Source organism: Streptococcus infantis, from assembly GCF_019929665.1.
GTDB lineage: Bacteria > Bacillota > Bacilli > Lactobacillales > Streptococcaceae > Streptococcus > Streptococcus infantis_H.
Window position 1 is genome coordinate 305,553 of sequence record NZ_JAHZPZ010000001.1, and the last position, 18,773, is coordinate 324,325.

The 18,773-nt window shown below is 38.6% G+C and carries 16 protein-coding genes; 15 read left to right on the forward strand and 1 reads right to left on the reverse strand.

Features of this window, described 5'->3' with window-relative positions:
* Nucleotides 1-123 precede the first annotated feature (123 nt).
* The 9 genes from K1I61_RS01410 (at nucleotide 124) to K1I61_RS01450 (ending at nucleotide 8,219) form a co-directional block, all read left to right on the forward strand.
* Nucleotides 124-402, forward strand: a complete 279-nt coding sequence (locus K1I61_RS01410; protein WP_223332858.1) for a 1,4-dihydroxy-2-naphthoate prenyltransferase — start codon at nucleotides 124-126, stop codon at nucleotides 400-402.
* Nucleotides 403-459: 57 nt separating this feature from the next.
* Nucleotides 460-1,050 (forward strand): class I SAM-dependent methyltransferase, encoded by a 591-nt coding sequence (locus K1I61_RS01415; protein ID WP_317627978.1) that lies wholly within the window; start codon nucleotides 460-462, stop codon nucleotides 1,048-1,050.
* On the forward strand, nucleotides 1,047-2,330 hold the full coding sequence (locus K1I61_RS01420) for a pyrimidine-nucleoside phosphorylase (protein WP_223332859.1): 1,284 nt from the start codon (nucleotides 1,047-1,049) through the stop codon (nucleotides 2,328-2,330). The genes K1I61_RS01415 and K1I61_RS01420 overlap by 4 nt, the downstream gene beginning before the upstream one ends.
* Nucleotides 2,331-2,347: 17 nt before the next feature.
* On the forward strand, nucleotides 2,348-3,010 hold the full coding sequence (gene deoC, locus K1I61_RS01425; RefSeq protein ID WP_223332860.1) for a deoxyribose-phosphate aldolase: 663 nt from the start codon (nucleotides 2,348-2,350) through the stop codon (nucleotides 3,008-3,010).
* Nucleotides 2,997-3,386, forward strand: coding sequence for a cytidine deaminase (locus tag K1I61_RS01430; RefSeq protein ID WP_004253174.1), 390 nt, complete (start codon nucleotides 2,997-2,999; stop codon nucleotides 3,384-3,386). The genes deoC and K1I61_RS01430 overlap by 14 nt, the downstream gene beginning before the upstream one ends.
* Before the next feature lie 90 nt (nucleotides 3,387-3,476).
* Nucleotides 3,477-4,532 (forward strand): BMP family lipoprotein, encoded by a 1,056-nt coding sequence (locus tag K1I61_RS01435; RefSeq protein WP_006148714.1) that lies wholly within the window; start codon nucleotides 3,477-3,479, stop codon nucleotides 4,530-4,532.
* A gap of 140 nt (nucleotides 4,533-4,672) precedes the next feature.
* Entirely contained in the window at nucleotides 4,673-6,202 is a 1,530-nt protein-coding gene (locus tag K1I61_RS01440) for an ABC transporter ATP-binding protein (RefSeq protein ID WP_223332861.1), read from the forward strand.
* On the forward strand, nucleotides 6,202-7,260 hold the full coding sequence (locus K1I61_RS01445; RefSeq protein WP_036754513.1) for an ABC transporter permease: 1,059 nt from the start codon (nucleotides 6,202-6,204) through the stop codon (nucleotides 7,258-7,260). The genes K1I61_RS01440 and K1I61_RS01445 overlap by 1 nt, the downstream gene beginning before the upstream one ends.
* A gap of 2 nt (nucleotides 7,261-7,262) precedes the next feature.
* Entirely contained in the window at nucleotides 7,263-8,219 is a 957-nt protein-coding gene (locus K1I61_RS01450; protein ID WP_075228674.1) for an ABC transporter permease, read from the forward strand.
* A gap of 30 nt (nucleotides 8,220-8,249) precedes the next feature.
* Here the strand turns inward: K1I61_RS01450 and plsY are convergent, their stop codons facing one another.
* The gene (gene plsY / locus K1I61_RS01455) at nucleotides 8,250-8,891 is read right to left on the reverse strand and encodes a glycerol-3-phosphate 1-O-acyltransferase PlsY (RefSeq protein WP_223332862.1); all 642 of its coding nucleotides are present in this window, start codon (nucleotides 8,889-8,891) and stop codon (nucleotides 8,250-8,252) included.
* A gap of 135 nt (nucleotides 8,892-9,026) precedes the next feature.
* Between plsY and parE the strand changes: the two genes are divergently transcribed.
* The 6 genes from parE to K1I61_RS01485 all read left to right on the forward strand — a co-directional run bounded on the left by parE (nucleotide 9,027) and on the right by K1I61_RS01485 (nucleotide 18,764).
* On the forward strand, nucleotides 9,027-10,970 hold the full coding sequence (parE, locus tag K1I61_RS01460; RefSeq protein WP_004253201.1) for a DNA topoisomerase IV subunit B: 1,944 nt from the start codon (nucleotides 9,027-9,029) through the stop codon (nucleotides 10,968-10,970).
* 23 nt (nucleotides 10,971-10,993) lie between these two features.
* Nucleotides 10,994-12,235, forward strand: a complete 1,242-nt coding sequence (locus K1I61_RS01465) for an AAA family ATPase (RefSeq protein ID WP_223332863.1) — start codon at nucleotides 10,994-10,996, stop codon at nucleotides 12,233-12,235.
* Nucleotides 12,232-12,909, forward strand: coding sequence for a hypothetical protein (locus tag K1I61_RS01470; RefSeq protein WP_223332864.1), 678 nt, complete (start codon nucleotides 12,232-12,234; stop codon nucleotides 12,907-12,909). The genes K1I61_RS01465 and K1I61_RS01470 overlap by 4 nt, the downstream gene beginning before the upstream one ends.
* A gap of 644 nt (nucleotides 12,910-13,553) precedes the next feature.
* On the forward strand, nucleotides 13,554-14,366 hold the full coding sequence (locus K1I61_RS01475) for an aminoglycoside 6-adenylyltransferase (RefSeq protein ID WP_223332865.1): 813 nt from the start codon (nucleotides 13,554-13,556) through the stop codon (nucleotides 14,364-14,366).
* Between the two features lie 773 nt (nucleotides 14,367-15,139).
* Entirely contained in the window at nucleotides 15,140-17,617 is a 2,478-nt protein-coding gene (gene parC / locus K1I61_RS01480; RefSeq protein WP_223332866.1) for a DNA topoisomerase IV subunit A, read from the forward strand.
* A 124-nt stretch (nucleotides 17,618-17,741) separates the two neighbouring features.
* The gene (locus tag K1I61_RS01485; protein ID WP_223332867.1) at nucleotides 17,742-18,764 is read left to right on the forward strand and encodes a branched-chain amino acid aminotransferase; all 1,023 of its coding nucleotides are present in this window, start codon (nucleotides 17,742-17,744) and stop codon (nucleotides 18,762-18,764) included.
* Nucleotides 18,765-18,773: the final 9 nt, after the last annotated feature.

The following is an 18,773-nucleotide window of genomic DNA, read 5'->3' on the forward strand; positions in this document are numbered from 1 at the left end:
AAAATTTCCTCGTTTGATATCTCAGTATACCATAATTTACAAAGAAAGACATCTGAATCATTTGAGAAAAAGCGCTTTCTTTGTTAAAATATAAGTAGTATAACTATCAATAGAGGTTATGTTATGAGACTAGTAGTGAGTGATAAAATTCTAAAACTAAGTTGTTTACTTGTTGCTATTTTGTGGTTGTCTCCAACATTGATTGAGTTTACTGTGAGTTTAGGAAGTCAAACCTATAGCTGGTCTGCCTTTGTCTTGTTGTTCTTGCTACCAATTATTGGTTTTATTTACTTGATTCTCGCCATTTTAACAAGAAAATGGTGGCTGATATTGATTGGTCTAGCTTGTCTATTTTCATTTTTTATTAGTATGTTCCTAGGTTATCTCTTCTTAGGGCCTTAGTTGGTATAGACCGTGTAAACGATTTAAAATATCTAAATTTTATGGTAAAATAATCCTATGAGTAAAATGTATTATGCAGAAAACCCAGATGCACCCCATGATGTTCATGAACTTAGAGTTGACCTACTTGGGCAAAAGATGACCTTTTTGACAGATGCTGGTGTCTTTAGTAAAAAAATGATTGATTTCGGAAGTCAGTTGTTGTTAAGATGTCTAGATGTCGAAAAAGATGAAAAAATCCTTGATGTTGGTTGTGGCTATGGTCCCATCGGCTTGTCTTTGGTTAAAGCTTATGGTGCCCAAGCGACCATGGTGGATATCAATAATCGTGCCCTGGATTTAGCCCAGCAAAATGCAGTAAAAAACAATGTTCAAGCGACTATCTTCCAGTCCAATATTTATGAGCAGGTAGAAGGTCAATTCGATCATGTCATTTCGAATCCGCCCATTCGTGCAGGCAAGCAGGTCGTTCATGAAATCATCGAGAACAGTATTGATTATCTTAAGGATGGTGGAGATTTGACCATTGTCATCCAGAAAAAACAAGGAGCTCCAAGTGCCAAAAATAAGATGGAAGAAGTCTTTGGTAATTGTGAGGTCGTGAAGAAAGACAAGGGATATTATATCCTTAGAAGTGTGAAAGAATGAGAGCAGTAGATCTAATCCAGAAAAAAAGAGATGGACAAGAACTCAGTTCCAATGAAATCAAATGGCTGGTAGAAGGCTATGTAGCTGGAACTGTTCCAGATTATCAAATGTCTGCTTTTGCTATGGCTGTTTATTTTAAAGGCATGACCACACGTGAGATTTCTGATTTGACTATGAACATGGTCAAGACAGGTCAGGAATTTGATTTATCTGCTATTGAAGGTATCAAGGTTGATAAACACTCTACGGGTGGTGTTGGTGACAAGGTAACTTTAATCCTAGCACCCTTGGTAGCTAGTTTTGACGTACCAGTTGCCAAGATGAGTGGTAGAGGTCTAGGACATACTGGTGGAACAATCGATAAATTAGAATCTATCAAAGGTTTTCAAGTCGAACGCAGTCAGGATGACTTTATCAAACAAGTCCAAGATATTGGTGTTTCAGTTATTGGTCAATCTGACCAATTAGTCAAAGCGGATAAGTTGCTCTATGCACTACGTGATGTGACAGCAACAGTTGACACTATTCCACTGATTGCTAGTTCTGTCATGAGTAAAAAGATTGCAGCTGGAGCGGATGCTATTTTGCTGGATGTTACTGTCGGTGAAGGTGCCTTTATGAAAACAGTCGACGAGGCACGCCAACTGGCTCAAACCATGGTGAATCTCGGGAAAGCTGTGGGGCGTAAGACAGTAGCAGTCATTACGGATATGAGTCAACCTTTGGGACGTGCCATTGGGAATCGCTTGGAAATTCTAGAAGCACTAGAAATTCTTCAGGGTAAAGGACGCGAGGATATTAGTCACTTTATCTGTGAGTTAGCTCAGATTATGCTTTCTCTGGCAAATGTTGAAAAAACAGTCGAGGAAGTAAGGCAACATCTTGAAAATGGTCAGGCACTCAAGAAATTTGAAGCGATGGTTCTAGCTCAGGGTGGAAACCTAGAAGACCTCTATCGTCCAGTAAAAGTTGACCATGTAATTGAGATTCCTGCTCAGGAAGATGGTGTTATTGAGGCACTTCCAGCCATGGAGTTCGGTCTTTTCGCTATGAGATTAGGTGCTGGTCGTGCAGTCAAAACAGATGCTCTTGATTATGAAACAGGAATTGTTTTTGAGAAGAAAGTTGGAGAATCAGTCAAAAAAGGTGAAATTGTTGCAAAAGTATATGCAAATGGCAAAATTTCTCCGGAACTAGTTACAGATTTCCAAAAATATGTTAAAATTAAAATGAGTGATGAAACGCTAAAAATGCGTGAAATCATCGAAATTATCTCCTAATTTAAGGAAAATCCGAAATGAAATTAAATAAATACATTGATCATACGCTTTTAAAGCAAGATGCAACCGAACAACAAATCGATCGTTTGCTATCTGAAGCAAGAGAGTACGATTTTGCCAGTGTTTGTGTGAATCCTTGCTGGGTTTCGCATGCAAAAGCAGGTCTAACAGATACTGATGTCAAGGTTTGTACAGTTGTAGGTTTTCCTCTTGGAGCTACAACTTCAGCTGTCAAAGCCTATGAAACCAAAGAAGCCATCCAAAATGGTGCCGACGAAATTGATATGGTTATCAACGTTGGTGCACTAAAATCAGGAAATGTTGCATTAGTTGAGACAGACATTCAAGCTGTTGTGGAAGCAAGTGGAGACAAACTTGTTAAGGTTATTATTGAAGCTTGTTTGTTAACGGATGAAGAAAAAGTTCTGGCTTGCCAACTTGCTCAAAAAGCTGGTGCAGACTTTGTCAAGACTTCTACAGGTTTCTCATCAGGTGGAGCAACTTTGCCAGATGTTCAATTAATGCGTCAGACAGTTGGTCCTGATATGGGGGTCAAAGCAGCTGGTGGAGCTCGTTCTTATGCAGATGCAGTTGCCTTTGTTGAAGCAGGAGCTACTCGTATTGGAACATCTTCTGGTGTTGCAATCTTAAAAGGAGAATTAGCTGATGGCGACTACTGAGTTGATTGAATTAGCGATTGAAACTAGTAAAAAAGCTTACGTTCCCTACTCACATTTTCCGATTGGCGCTGTTTTGGTAGCCAAGGACGGAAGTATCTATACAGGGGTTAACATTGAAAATGCTAGCTACCCCTTGACCAACTGTGGCGAAAGAACAGCAATCTTTAAGGCGGTCTCTGAAGGACAACGAGACTTTTCAGAATTGATTGTCTATGGTCAAACTGAAAAACCAATTTCGCCTTGCGGTGCTTGTCGCCAAGTTATGGTCGAATTTTTTAAACCAGATCTAAAGGTGACTCTAGTCGCCAAAGATAAAACGACGGTCGAGATGACGGTCGGGGAATTACTTCCATATTCTTTTACAGACTTACAATAGTCTGTGTCACTCTCTGAGTGGCAAGGGTCCTTGTGACCAATCAATCCATACTTGCAACTTAGTTGCGCATCTTATTTAGGAGGTTCAGAAATGAACAAGAAACAATGGCTAGGCCTTGGTCTAGTTGCAGTAGCAGCATTTGGACTTGCTGCATGTGGTAATCGCTCTTCTCGTAACGCAGCTTCATCTTCTTCTGATGTGAAGACTAAAGCAGCTATCGTTACAGATACTGGTGGTGTTGATGATAAATCATTTAACCAATCAGCTTGGGAAGGTCTTCAAGCTTGGGGTAAAGAACACAACCTTTCAAAAGACAATGGTTACACTTATTTCCAATCAACAAGTGAAGCTGACTACGCTAACAACTTGAACCAAGCAGCTGGAAGCTACAACTTGATTTTCGGTGTTGGTTTTGCTCTTCACAACGCTGTTGAAGAAGCAGCAAAAGAACATTCAGATAAAAACTATGTTTTGATTGACGATGTGATTAAAGATCAAAAGAACGTTGCTAGCGTTACTTTCGCAGACAACGAAGCAGCTTACCTTGCAGGTGTTGCAGCTGCTAAAACTACAAAAACTAAACAAGTTGGTTTTGTAGGTGGTATGGAATCTGAAGTTATTTCTCGTTTCGCAGCTGGTTTTAAAGCTGGTGTTGAGTCAGTTGACCCATCTATCAAGGTTCAAGTAGACTATGCTGGATCATTTGGTGATGCGGCTAAAGGTAAAACAATCGCTGCAGCCCAATACGCTGCAGGTGCAGACGTTATCTACCAAGCAGCTGGTGGTACTGGAGCTGGTGTCTTCTCTGAAGCTAAATCATTGAACGAAAGTAAAAATGAAGACGAAAAAGTTTGGGTTATCGGTGTAGACCGTGACCAAGTTGATGAAGGTAAATACACTTCTAAAGACGGTAAAGAAGCTAACTTCGTGCTTGCTTCTACATTGAAACAAGTTGGAACAACAGTTCAAGATATCTCAAACAAGGCTGAAAAAGGTGAATTCCCTGGTGGTCAAGTTATCGTTTACTCATTGAAGGATAAAGGTGTTGACTTGGCAGTGACAAACCTTTCTGAAGAAGGTAAAAAAGCTGTTGAAGATGCAAAAGCTAAAATCCTTGATGGTAGCATCAAAGTTCCTGAAAAATAATTGAAGGAAGTCATTTCTTAGGAAGCGGCCAGTGGCCGCTTCTTTAAGAATTGAGACAAATGGTTTTGTCTCAATAGAGCTTGCTAAGTTTCTTTAGCAGGTTTTATTGAAATAAAATATAATTCTGAAAGGAAGAGCACATGGCACACGAAAATGTCATTGAGATGCGTGAAATTACCAAAGTTTTTGGTGAATTTGTCGCTAACGACAAGATTAACCTTGAACTTCGTAAAGGTGAAATTCATGCACTTTTAGGAGAAAATGGAGCTGGTAAGTCCACTCTTATGAACATGCTAGCGGGGCTTCTAGAACCAACTAGTGGTGAAATTGTGGTCAACGGTCAAGTTGTAAAGCTAGATTCGCCATCAAAAGCGGCTAGCTTAGGAATTGGGATGGTCCACCAACACTTTATGTTGGTAGAAGCTTTCACTGTTGCTGAAAATATCATTTTGGGGAGTGAATTGACCAAAAATGGTGTGCTAGATATTGCTCGTGCAACTCGAGAAATCAATGAGTTGTCTGAACGTTATGGTCTTGCTGTGGATCCTTCTGCCAAAGTTGCAGACATCTCTGTCGGCGCTCAACAACGTGTTGAAATCCTAAAGACACTTTATCGTGGAGCTGATATTCTTATCTTTGACGAACCTACTGCTGTTTTGACGCCATCAGAAATTGATGAGTTGATGGCTATCATGAAGAACTTGGTTAAAGAAGGTAAATCAATTATCTTGATTACCCATAAGTTGGATGAGATTCGTGCTGTATCAGATCGTGTTACAGTTATCCGTCGTGGTAAATCTATTGAAACAGTTGAGATTGCTGGTGCGACTAATGCTGACTTAGCTGAGATGATGGTAGGACGTTCTGTTTCCTTTAAAACTGAGAAACAGGAAGCTCAACCTAAAGAAGTTATTCTGTCTATTAAAGACCTAGTAGTAAACGAAAACCGTGGTGTTCCTGCTGTTAAAAATCTCTCACTCGATGTTCGAGCTGGTGAGATTGTCGGAATTGCCGGTATTGATGGAAATGGTCAATCTGAATTAATCCAAGCTATCACTGGTCTTCGTAAGATTGAGTCTGGTAGCGTGGAGTTGAAAGGCCAGTCTATCGTAGGTTTACACCCTCGTCAAATTACAGAAATGAGTGTAGGCCACGTTCCAGAAGATCGCCACCGTGATGGTTTAGTTTTAGAAATGATGATTTCTGAAAATATCGCTCTTCAAACCTACTATAAGGAACCTCTTAGCAAGAAGGGAATCTTAAACTACACCAATATCATCGGGTACGCTAAACAGTTAATGCAAGAATTCGATGTGCGTGCTGCTAGTGAGATTGTTCCAGCATCAGCTCTTTCTGGAGGAAATCAACAAAAAGCAATTATCGCTCGAGAAGTCGATCGAAATCCTGATCTCCTAATCGTCAGTCAACCTACTCGTGGTTTGGACGTCGGTGCTATTGAGTACATTCACAAACGCTTGATTCAAGAACGTGATAATGGGAAAGCTGTCCTTGTAGTCAGCTTTGAACTAGATGAGATTCTAAATGTCTCTGATAGAATTGCTGTTATCCATGATGGTAAGATTCAAGGGATTGTAACGCCAGAAACAACCAACAAACAAGAGCTTGGTGTCTTGATGGCTGGTGGTGAATTGGAAAAAGGAGAAGAGTGATGTCTAAAAAATTACAACAAATTTCGGTTCCTTTGATTTCTGTTATTTTAGGAATTCTACTCGGAGCCATCGTCATGTGGATTTTCGGCTACGATGCTATCTGGGGCTATGAAGAACTATTCTACACAGCATTTGGTAGTGTTCGTGGAATCGGTGAAATCTTCCGTGCTATGGGACCTTTAATTCTGATTGCCCTTGGATTTGCAGTTGCAAGTCGTGCTGGTTTCTTTAACGTTGGTCTTCCAGGACAAGCTCTCGCAGGTTGGGTTATGAGTGGCTGGTTCGCCCTCTCTTTCCCAGATTTGCCACGACCATTGATGATTCTTGCGACGATTGTAATTGCTTTAGTTGCGGGAGGGATCGTTGGTGCTATTCCTGGTATTTTAAGAGCCTACCTTGGGACATCTGAAGTTATTGTAACCATCATGATGAACTACATTGTTCTTTATGTGGGCAATGCCTTTATTCATCACTTCCCTAAAGAAATCATGCAAAGTACTGACTCATCCATTCGTGTTAGTACAAATGCAACCTATCAGACACCATGGCTTGCTGAGTTGACTGGAAACTCTCGTATGAACATTGGAATTTTCTTTGCTATCATAGCAGTAGCAGTTATCTGGTTCTTGCTCAAGAAAACAACTCTTGGTTTTGAAATCCGTGCAGTTGGTCTCAATCCAAATGCTTCTGAATACGCAGGTATTTCAGCGAAACGCACCATTATTCTATCAATGATTATTTCTGGTGCCCTTGCAGGACTTGGTGGCGCAGTAGAAGGACTTGGTACCTTCCAAAACGTTTATGTTCAAGGTTCATCATTGGCAATCGGATTTAACGGTATGGCAGTAAGCCTACTTGCTTCAAACTCACCAGTTGGAATTCTATTTGCAGCCTTCCTTTTCAGTGTTCTTCAAGTTGGAGCCCCTGGTATGAATGCTGCACAAGTACCATCTGAGCTTGTAAGTATCGTTACAGCCTCAATTATCTTCTTTGTCAGCGTTCACTACATCATCGAACGCTTTGTCAAACCAAGAAAACAACTTAAAGGAGGTAAATAAGGATGTCGATTACAACAATGTTAACCCTTATGGTTTCTTCGATGTTGATTTATGCAGCACCACTTATTTTCACAAGTATCGGAGGAGTTTTCTCAGAACGTGGTGGAGTTGTTAACGTTGGTCTTGAAGGAATCATGGTCATGGGTGCCTTTTCTGGAGTTGTTTTTAACCTTGAATTTGCTCAAGATTTGGGAGCATTAACTCCTTGGTTAGCTCTTCTAGTTGGTGGATTAGTCGGAGCTATCTTCTCGCTCATTCACGCAGTGGCTACAATTCATTTCCGTGCAGACCATGTCGTCAGTGGTACTGTGCTTAACTTGATGGCGCCAGCCTTGGCAGTTTTCTTGGTGAAGGTGCTTTATAATAAGGGACAAACGGATAACTTAACACAAACTTTTGGTCGTTTTGACTTCCCGGTATTAGCTAATATCCCTGTTATCGGAGATATCTTCTTCAAGTCAACTAGTCTACTAGGTTATCTAGCAATTGCATTCTCATTCCTAGCTTGGTTTATCCTCTTTAAGACTCGCTTTGGACTTCGCCTTCGTTCAGTTGGTGAACACCCACAAGCAGCAGATACTTTGGGTATCAACGTCTACAAGATGAGATATCTTGGAGTTGTGATTTCAGGTTTCCTTGGAGGAATCGGTGGAGCTATTTACGCTCAATCAATCTCTGTTAACTTCTCAGTTACAACTATCGTAGGACCTGGATTCATCGCGCTTGCAGCTATGATCTTCGGTAAATGGAATCCTGTTGGTGCCATGCTTTCAAGTCTTTTCTTTGGACTATCACAAAGTTTGGCGGTTATCGGCTCTCAACTTCCTTTCTTGCAAGGAGTTCCAGCCGTTTACTTGCAAATCGCACCATATCTCTTGACCATTGTCGTCCTAGCAGCCTTCTTTGGTAAAGCTGTTGCGCCGAAGGCAGATGGTATCAACTATATCAAGTCTAAATAACATAAAAAAACGTCAGTTGAAACTGACGTTTTATTTTTTTGGTTCTTGGTGCGTTAGGTTAAGTCCCCAAGGAATGAGATTTTCAGTTTTATTTTGGATACGTTTGATATTGTCCTTGTGGCGTACAATCACTAGACTTGCAAGACCAATAATAATCACAGTAAAAAGTAGGTCATAACTAGTTAAAATAAATCCAAAGAGAGGAAACAGAAGGACTCCAATAATCGCAGCAATAGCAGCAGAGATACTAGAGAGGGAAATCATACTTCCCAGATAAAGGATTCCAAAGAAAATGACCGCAAGGTAAAGGCAAAAAAGAGGAGCAAAACCAAAAATAACTCCGGCACTGGTTGCAACAGCCTTACCACCCTTAAATTTGGCAAAGATAGGGAAGGTGTGGCCAATGACTGCTAAAAGTCCAAAGACGATTGGTGAAACTCCCTGCACATGGAAGATTAGTGGAAGTAGAGTAGCCAAAGTACCTTTAAAGAAATCAATTACAAAGGTTGCCATTCCAGCTTTTTTACCTAAGATTCGAAAGGTATTGGTCGTTCCAGTATTACCAGATCCATGTTCTCTTAGATTGATGTTAAAGAATATTTGTCCAATCCACAAGCCTGAAGGAATTGAACCCAATAAATAAGCTATAATTAATAATACTATTGTCATCATGTTTCTATTATACCATGAAATGGTATAGAAAGTCAGAGAATATCCTGTGAAATTGTGACGGCTGAAAGGGAAAAGCTTTGCAAAATCCCTAGAAAACCTGTAAAATAGTAAAGATGAACAAATAGGAGGTTCCTTGTGTCAAAAAAGGAAATCAATATTAACAATTATAATGATGACGCCATTCAGGTGCTAGAAGGGTTGGATGCGGTCCGGAAACGTCCAGGGATGTATATCGGATCGACTGACGGTGCTGGTCTCCACCACCTTGTCTGGGAAATCGTCGATAATGCTGTCGATGAGGCCTTGTCTGGATTTGGTGATCGGATCGATGTGACCATTAATAAAGACGGAAGTTTAACGGTTCAAGACCACGGACGTGGAATGCCGACTGGGATGCACGCTATGGGAATTCCAACGGTTGAGGTTATCTTTACCATCCTTCACGCCGGAGGAAAATTCGGTCAGGGTGGTTATAAGACATCTGGAGGTCTCCACGGGGTTGGATCTTCTGTTGTAAACGCCCTCTCTAGTTGGCTAGAAGTAGAAATTACTCGTGATGGAGCAGTTTATAGACAACGTTTTGAAAATGGTGGGAAGCCAGTAACCACTCTAGAAAAGGTTGGAACTGCACCTAAGTCTAAGACAGGTACCAAAGTGACCTTCATGCCAGACGCCAGTATCTTTTCTACGACAGACTTTAAGTACAATACCATTTCAGAGCGTCTCAATGAGTCAGCCTTTCTCTTGAAGAATGTAACCTTGTCATTAACGGACAAGCGAACAGATGAAGCAATTGAATTCCATTATGAGAATGGGGTACAGGACTTTGTTTCTTATCTTAACGAAGACAAGGAAACCTTGACACCAGTTCTATACTTTGAAGGGGAAGACAATGGTTTTCAAGTAGAAGTAGCCCTCCAGTATAATGATGGATTTTCAGATAACATCTTGTCCTTTGTCAATAACGTCCGTACCAAAGACGGTGGAACGCATGAGACAGGACTCAAGTCAGCCATTACCAAGGTTATGAATGACTATGCACGTAAGACGGGGCTTCTCAAGGAAAAAGATAAAAATCTTGAAGGTTCAGATTACCGTGAAGGTTTATCAGCTGTTCTTTCTATCTTGGTTCCTGAAGAACATCTTCAGTTTGAAGGACAGACTAAGGACAAACTTGGAAGTCCACTAGCTCGTCCAATCGTTGATAGTATTGTTGCTGAAAAACTGACCTTCTTCCTTATGGAAAATGGGGAATTAGCTTCAAATCTGATTCGTAAAGCCATCAAGGCGCGTGATGCCCGTGAAGCAGCACGAAAAGCGCGTGATGAGAGCCGAAATGGCAAGAAAAACAAAAAAGATAAGGGATTGCTTTCTGGTAAATTAACACCAGCCCAGTCTAAAAATCCAGCTAAGAATGAACTCTACCTAGTCGAGGGTGATTCTGCCGGTGGCTCTGCCAAACAAGGTCGTGACCGCAAGTTCCAGGCTATCTTGCCTCTTCGTGGTAAGGTCATCAATACAGCCAAGGCCAAGATGGCAGATATCCTTAAAAATGAAGAAATCAACACTATGATTTATACCATTGGTGCCGGTGTAGGAGCAGACTTTTCCCTTGAAGATGCCAACTATGATAAGATCATTATCATGACCGATGCGGACACCGATGGTGCCCACATTCAAACCCTTCTCTTAACCTTCTTTTATCGCTACATGCGTCCACTAGTCGAGGCGGGACATGTGTATATCGCCCTTCCTCCTCTTTATAAGATGTCCAAAGGTAAAGGCAAAAAAGAAGAAGTAGCCTATGCTTGGACAGACGGAGAACTGGAAGAACTCCGCAAGCAGTTCGGTAAAGGTGCTACCCTTCAACGCTACAAGGGTCTTGGTGAAATGAATGCGGACCAGCTCTGGGAAACAACCATGAACCCAGAAACTCGTACCCTCATTCGTGTCACGATTGAAGACTTAGCACGCGCAGAACGTCGTGTCAATGTCTTAATGGGTGATAAGGTCGAGCCACGTCGTAAGTGGATTGAAGATAATGTCAAGTTTACGCTGGAAGAAGCGACTGTGTTTTAAAATTAGGAAAGGATTTAAATATTATGAAACTAGAATTTTCATTTAAAGATGTTCCGCAGGATGAGTTGAAAGAACCTAGAAAAATAGATTTATCTAAAAATACTGTTATTTATGGAAATAACGGCCGAGGAAAAACTAGAATATTAACTGCGATTGATAATTTGCATAAGATTGCAAGTATTGAATTTCAAAGTAAGATTTTTAATTTAGTAGAAGAATTGAATTTATCTACTTTAAAAATTGATGGAAAAGATTTTACAGAATTCTCTCTACCAAAGAATAATATATTAGGTAGTAAATACTTAACCAAATATGTTAAATCTATAGAGTTTGCATTAAATGATTTGTATTCAGTACTTAGAGAATTAAGTGGGATTTCATTTGTTTTTCAAGAGCTGTTAAGTCGTCATTTAGATGAATTGAGATCATTATTACAAATCGCGGAAAATGGGAGAGGAAATTGGAGGCAAATTAACAATTTGACAAAAGTGGATCGGATATTCAGGACATGTAGTTTAACATTAAAGAAACTAAGGAATGATATCCCACACGGTTTTTATACTTCTACTAATGGGTTCGCAGACGAAAGAGATATTTTTTTGTTTATTCGAGAAGCATTGACTATTAATGAATATTTATTGAGAACTTTAGAGGATGCTCATTATAGAGAATTAGAAGAAAATAATGAGAAAGTAGAGTCTATTAAGGCGTTTCAAAAAGAACTTGAAGATTCATTAAAGAGTAATGATACTTGTTATATATCACCTGATACTAATTTAGAGGTTATAATGAATAGAATTGATGAAAACATCAAAAAAAACATAGAGAAGTATGGGTTTACTTTTTTTGAAAAGAAAGATATAGCTGAAAAAACTCGTGAAAGTGTAATCAGTAAAATTAATGAAATCCTAGATAATATTATTATTACTAACAAATTATTATCAACCGGCTATGGAGGATTGGAGATTATAATTCAATCTGGTAGAGTTAAAGTCAAAAAGAATTCGGAAGTTATAGATTGTGAGAAACTTTCTTCAGGAGAAAAGAGGATAATAAAACTATTTCTATCTGTTGTATTCGAGAAAGCAGATATTTATCTAATTGATGAGCCAGAAGTATCTTTATCATTAAACTTTCAATCAAAACTTATTAATGACTTAGTATATTTGTGCGAAAGAAAAGGCAATAGAATTATTTTAGCAACTCATGCACCATACATTTTTAAAGACTGTATTGCTAATGATTTTGAAAGGTTAGAGCTATGACAGAGTTATCGGTTTCTAATTTAAATGTTGCAGAATTAAATCACTTAGCTGAAGAAATGTTGCCTTCCACTGATAAAAAAATTTTTTTTGAAGGAAAAATAAATAAAAAATATTACCAAAAAATAGAATTATTTAGAAAATATACATTGGATAATGGAGGCCCTTGTTCAAATATAAAAAAAATTGTCTCTCAAAATAGTAAATTCTATGGAGTAATAGATGGTGATTTTTTTAGTGAAAACTTAGATAGAATTTATCAGATAGATTTTTATAGTGTAGAAAATATTGTCTTGATTTATCATGGTATTTTAGATTTATACCTATCATCTCTTATAGAGATTTTAAAGAATTACTTTAAAAGTGAGAAAAAGATTAGGCACAGACTAATATTAACTAAGGACTCTAACCAATGTTTTGTATTAGAAAAAGAATTAAAAATCAATTCACAATTTTATGATTATATTGATGAAAAGATAATTGATGAAAAAACTTTTCTTAAATATATGGATTTGAAAAAAATTGTAGGTTCTTATATGGGTATTTTAAAACAGAATTCTGAGATTTCTAAAGAATGTAGAAATGCAGCAAAAGATTATATTCCAACTTGTAATGAAATTAAAATTAATGACCTTTTTTCAATTTCGGTGGCGGAAAGAGTAACTTTAGATTTATAAAAGCGAAGTTTATATTTTCACTTATAATTAAAGGGAATTTTTATATGTTTTACAATTAACTGATATGGAGATAAATTATCTTTAACTTGTAGATAATACTTTTTATATGGTCATGCTAAAGTTCTTTTAACCAGATATTAAAAGAGTATTATTTAAATGGAGTGTTAATCTTAAGCAACTGGTAGTTATCTTTTTTGCCAGCTTTAATTTATGTGAATCAGTATACTGATTATTTTATGTATATTTGGTATTCAAGATGAATCTAAGAAGTTATGGTTATAGTCTTTTGCTATTTAAGAAAGACTTGTTAGTAGTTTATCAATCTATAATAATTAAACCAATTCGAATAGCAGATTTTTTCTGGGAAGTAAGTTGAAACTTAAAGTGGCATTTAGTAGGAGAGTTGAGAATTTAGACATATAAGGATAATAATACTCAAGCGAGTCTGAATTTTACGTTTAAGTAAAATGTTGTATAATATGTTAATTATTTTAAAGTCATATCCGAATAACTTAATTAAAAAATTATGAAATAAATATAAAATTTTAAAAAAATTTCATAAAGAGTAAATAACGCTAGAAAGTAGGATTTTTCGTTATGTCATATATAAAATCAATAGTCTCAACTGAAAAGATAGGTTTTCCATGAGAACTGACCATGAGATACTTGACCTGATTTTACAAATAGCAAAAAAATTACAGGTTGATGCTGTGGCTCTATCTGGCTCGCGTACAAACCAAAAGGTTCAAACAGATGAATTTCAAGATTATGATGTTGTCTATGTCGTAGATAATTTAGATAATCTAACGAGAGACATTTCTTGGTTGGACCAGTTCGGTAAACCCGTCATCGAGCAAGAGGTTACTCTAGGACATCGCCGTCTTTACCTCATGCTCTTTGAGGATGGTAATCGCATTGATTTGACTCTCTGCCCACAAGAACACATGCAAGAATGGGTGGATAGCGAGGCAGGCTTCACAGTTTTAGAAGATAAGAAGGGTATTTTTGAGACTTATTCTCCAAGTCCAGAGCGTTTTTGGATACATCCAGCTAGTGAGACGGATTTTGAAAAATCTTGTAATGAATTTTGGTGGGTGTCAGCCTACGTGGTCAAAGGAATTTGTCGTAAGCAAGTCATTTATGCAACGGACCATCTCTACGGCATTTGTCATCAAGAACTCTTGAAAATCTTAGCTTGGCAGGTCGCAAGTGATAGAGGAGTAGTCGACATCGGTAAGAACTACAAGTATCTTTTCCAGTATTTACATACAGAGAAAGAGAAGGAATTCTCTGCTCTTCTTGATTTATCAAGTTTAGACAAAATCACTCAGTCTTTATTTGCTACCATGCAACTTTTCCATCAAGAAGCTCAAAGTCTTGCTCAAAAGATGGGATTTAAGTATGAAAAAGAAGTGGCTGATAAGATGATTGAGTATGCTTTGGAGAAGTTGAAATAGTTTCAGAGACACTTACAAGATGAACAAATTCTTCGGTTTATAATAGCTATTGAGGTGAAATAGTATGTTTGATTTCATGTTTGGAATATTTGCTATGTTATTCCCATTTCTTCCAATTGTGTCCATAATCTTATCAATATATATTGCCTTACAAAATAATAAACTTGGCAAAAGATTTTATGGATTATTTTTTCCTGTAATTATCACCATATGTAATATTTGGTTGTTTCCCATAGATCGGACAGATATGTTTCATGATACTTTAAGGTTTTATTTTTTTCTAATTGATTTTTGTTTACCTATGCTTATTTCTTCCACAATCTATCACTCAATACGCTTACATTATTTATACAAATCAATCAAGTGGAGAGTCTTCCCTATAAGTATCTGTTATTTATTCGGTTTAATTTTTCATTATCTTAACACAATGCATTGGGAGGAGCTATTTCGAGGGAAAAGGTTTGTATTTGATATCTTGCTGATATCAACTGCTATAATTTCTTATTTACCTTGTCTATATTTGTACATTCTTCAAAGAAGAAAGAACAACCCATAGGGAATAGTTGCTTTTGGTTAATCTAAATAAATGACTTAAATAGTATCTAAAGATATTTTTCTCAATACCAATTTTAATGTAAAAACCTACTCTATTTTTTTGAAAGGAGTTAAACACGCCCTAAATACTGTGTGAAAAAGATAAATTCTCTTGTGAGCATCGCTCACTGCAAGAATTTCCTATTTTCACTTTGCATTTTACGGGCTTTGTATCCTATATGAGTAATATCCAAAATATGTCCTTGGAGGACATCATGGGAGAGCGCTTTGGTCGCTACTCCAAATACATCATTCAAGACCGGGCTTTGCCAGATATTCGGGATGGATTGAAGCCGGTTCAACGCCGTATTCTTTATTCTATGAATAAGGATGGCAATACTTTTGACAAGAGCTACCGTAAGTCGGCCAAGTCTGTCGGTAACATTATGGGGAATTTCCACCCACACGGGGATTCTTCGATCTATGATGCCATGGTCCGTATGTCTCAGGACTGGAAGAACCGTGAGATTCTAGTTGAAATGCACGGAAACAACGGTTCCATGGACGGAGATCCACCTGCGGCTATGCGTTATACGGAAGCTCGTTTGTCAGAGATTGCAGGCTACCTTCTTCAAGATATCGATAAAAAGACAGTTCCTTTTGCTTGGAACTTTGACGATACGGAGAAAGAGCCAACTGTCTTACCAGCAGCCTTTCCAAACCTTCTAGTCAATGGTTCAACAGGTATTTCAGCTGGTTATGCCACAGATATTCCACCGCATAATTTGGCTGAAGTTATCGATGCGACAGTCTACATGATTGATCACCCAACTGCTAAAGTTGATAAGCTTATGGAATTCTTACCTGGACCAGACTTCCCTACAGGAGCCATTATTCAAGGTCGTGACGAGATCAAAAAGGCCTATGAAACTGGTAAGGGGCGCGTGGTTGTTCGTTCCAAGACTGAAATTGAGAAGTTAAAAGGTGGTAAGGAACAAATCGTTATCACTGAGATTCCTTATGAGATTAATAAGGCTAACTTAGTCAAGAAAATTGATGAAGTTCGTGTCAATAACAAGGTAGCAGGTATCGCTGAGGTTCGTGATGAGTCTGACCGTGACGGTCTTCGCATTGCTATCGAGCTCAAGAAAGATGCGAACACAGAGCTTGTTCTCAACTACCTTTTCAAGTATACTGACTTGCAAATCAACTACAACTTCAACATGGTTGCGATTGACAATTTCACCCCTCGTCAGGTTGGAATTGTGCCTATCTTATCTAGCTATATTGCCCACCGTCGTGAGGTCATCTTGGCACGTTCTCGCTTTGACAAGGAAAAGGCTGAAAAACGTCTCCATATCGTGGAAGGTTTGATTCGTGTCATCTCTATTTTAGATGAAGTCATTGCTCTTATCCGTGCTTCTGAGAACAAGGCTGATGCCAAGGAAAACCTCAAGGTCAGTTATGATTTTACTGAAGAGCAGGCTGAAGCTATCGTTACCTTGCAACTATACCGTTTGACCAATACAGACGTAGTTGTCTTGCAGGAAGAAGAAGCAGAACTTCGCGAAAAAATTGCTATGCTGGCGGCTATCATTGGTGACGAACGGACTATGTACAATCTCATGAAAAAAGAACTTCGTGAGGTCAAGAGACAGTTTGCGACACCTCGTTTGAGTTCTTTAGAAGATACAGCAAAAGTGATCGAGATTGATACAGCTAGTTTGATCGCTGAAGAAGATACATATGTCAGCGTGACGAAAGCTGGCTATATCAAGCGTACTAGCCCTCGTTCTTTCTCAGCTTCAACGTTAGAGGAAATTGGTAAACGGGATGATGACCGATTGCTATTTATCCAATCTGTTAAGACAACTCAACATCTCTTAATCTTTACAACACTAGGAAATGTTATCTACCGTCCTGTCCATGAATTAGCAGATATTCGTTGGAAGGATATCGGGGAGCACTTGAGCCAAACGATTACAAACTTTGAAACCAATGAAGAAGTGCTATACGTAGAAGTTGTGGATCAGTTTGATGATGCGACGACCTACTTTGCAGCGACTCGCCTTGGACAAATCAAGCGTGTCGAACGAAAAGAATTCTCTCCATGGAGAACCTATCGTTCTAAATCTGTCAAATATGCCAAGTTGAAAGACGATAGTGACCAGATTGTAGCAGTAGCTCCGATTAAATTGGATGATGTTTTGTTGATTAGTAAAAATGGATATGCCCTTCGCTTTAATATCGAAGAGGTTCCAGTTGTTGGAGCCAAGGCTGCAGGTGTTAAAGCTATGAATCTGAAAGCAGATGATGAGCTTCAAGTTGCCTTTATCTGCAATACTTCATCCTTCTATCTGTTAACGCAACGTGGAAGCTTGAAACGTGTATCAACAGAGGAAATTCCAGCAACCAGTCGTGCTAAGCGTGGTCTTCAAGTTCTGAGAGAATTGAAGAGTAAACCACATCGCGTCTTCTTGGCCGGTTCTGTCTCAGAACAAGGATTTATCGGAGATCTCTTCAGTACAGAAGTAGAAGATGGCGAACAAACTCTTGTTATCCAATCAAATAATGGAACAATTTACGAGGCAATTCTGCAAGATTTGAATCTATCAGAGCGCACAAGTAATGGAAGCTTTATCTCAGATACTATTTCAGACGAGGAAGTTTTCGATGCCTACCTCAAAGAAGTCCTTAAAGAAGACAAAGAAAATTAAAAATCAGTCCTAGTGACTGATTTTTTAGAAGTAAAATTTTCAGAAAATTACAAATAATACTTGAATTTTTAGGAGAATAGTGTAGAATAGAACACAAAGCCTGATTAGAATAAAGGAGATTGTCATGACAGTTACGATTGATTGGGAAAATCTCGGTTTTTCCTATATGAAACTACCTTATCGTTATATCGCTTATTTTAAAGATGGACAATGGACACAGGGGGAATTAACAGAAGATGCAACCTTGCATATTTCAGAATCATCTCCAAGCCTTCACTATGGACAGCAAGCGTTTGAAGGATTGAAATCCTATCGTACAAAGGATGGCAGTATTCAACTCTTCCGTCCAGATGAAAATGCTAAACGACTCCAACGTACCTGTGATCGTCTCTTGATGCCCCAAGTGCCAACAGAAATGTTTGTAGAGGCTTGTAAAGCAGTTGTTCGTGCTAATGAAGAATACGTACCACCTTACGGAACTGGTGGAACCCTTTATCTTCGTCCACTTTTGATTGGTGTCGGAGATATCATCGGGGTAAAACCAGCTGAGGAGTATATTTTTACCATCTTTGCTATGCCAGTTGGAAATTACTTTAAGGGTGGATTGGTTCCAACAAACTTCTTGATTCAAGATGAGTATGACCGTGCTGCACCTAATGGAACAGGAGCTGCCAAGGTCGGTGGGAACTATGCCGCTAGTCTCTTGCCAGGAAAAATGGCTAAATCCCGTCATTTCTCAGATGTTATTTATCTAGACCCATCAACCCACACTAAGATTGAAGAAGTCGGTTCAGCGAACTTCTTTGGAATTACAGCTGATAATGAGTTTGTAACCCCATTGAGTCCATCAATCTTGCCATCGATAACCAAGTATTCATTGCTTTACTTGGCAGAGCATCGTTTGGGCTTGAAGCCTGTTGAGGGAGATGTGCCAATCGATAACTTGGCTCGATTTGTAGAAGCAGGTGCCTGTGGAACAGCAGCAGTAATCTCACCTATTGGGGGGATCCAACACGGTGATGATTTCCATGTTTTCTACAGTGAAACAGAGGTTGGTCCAGTGACTCGTAAACTATACGATGAATTGACAGGTATCCAATTTGGTGACATTGAAGCACCAGAAGGCTGGATTGTAAAAGTAGATTAAACATTATTA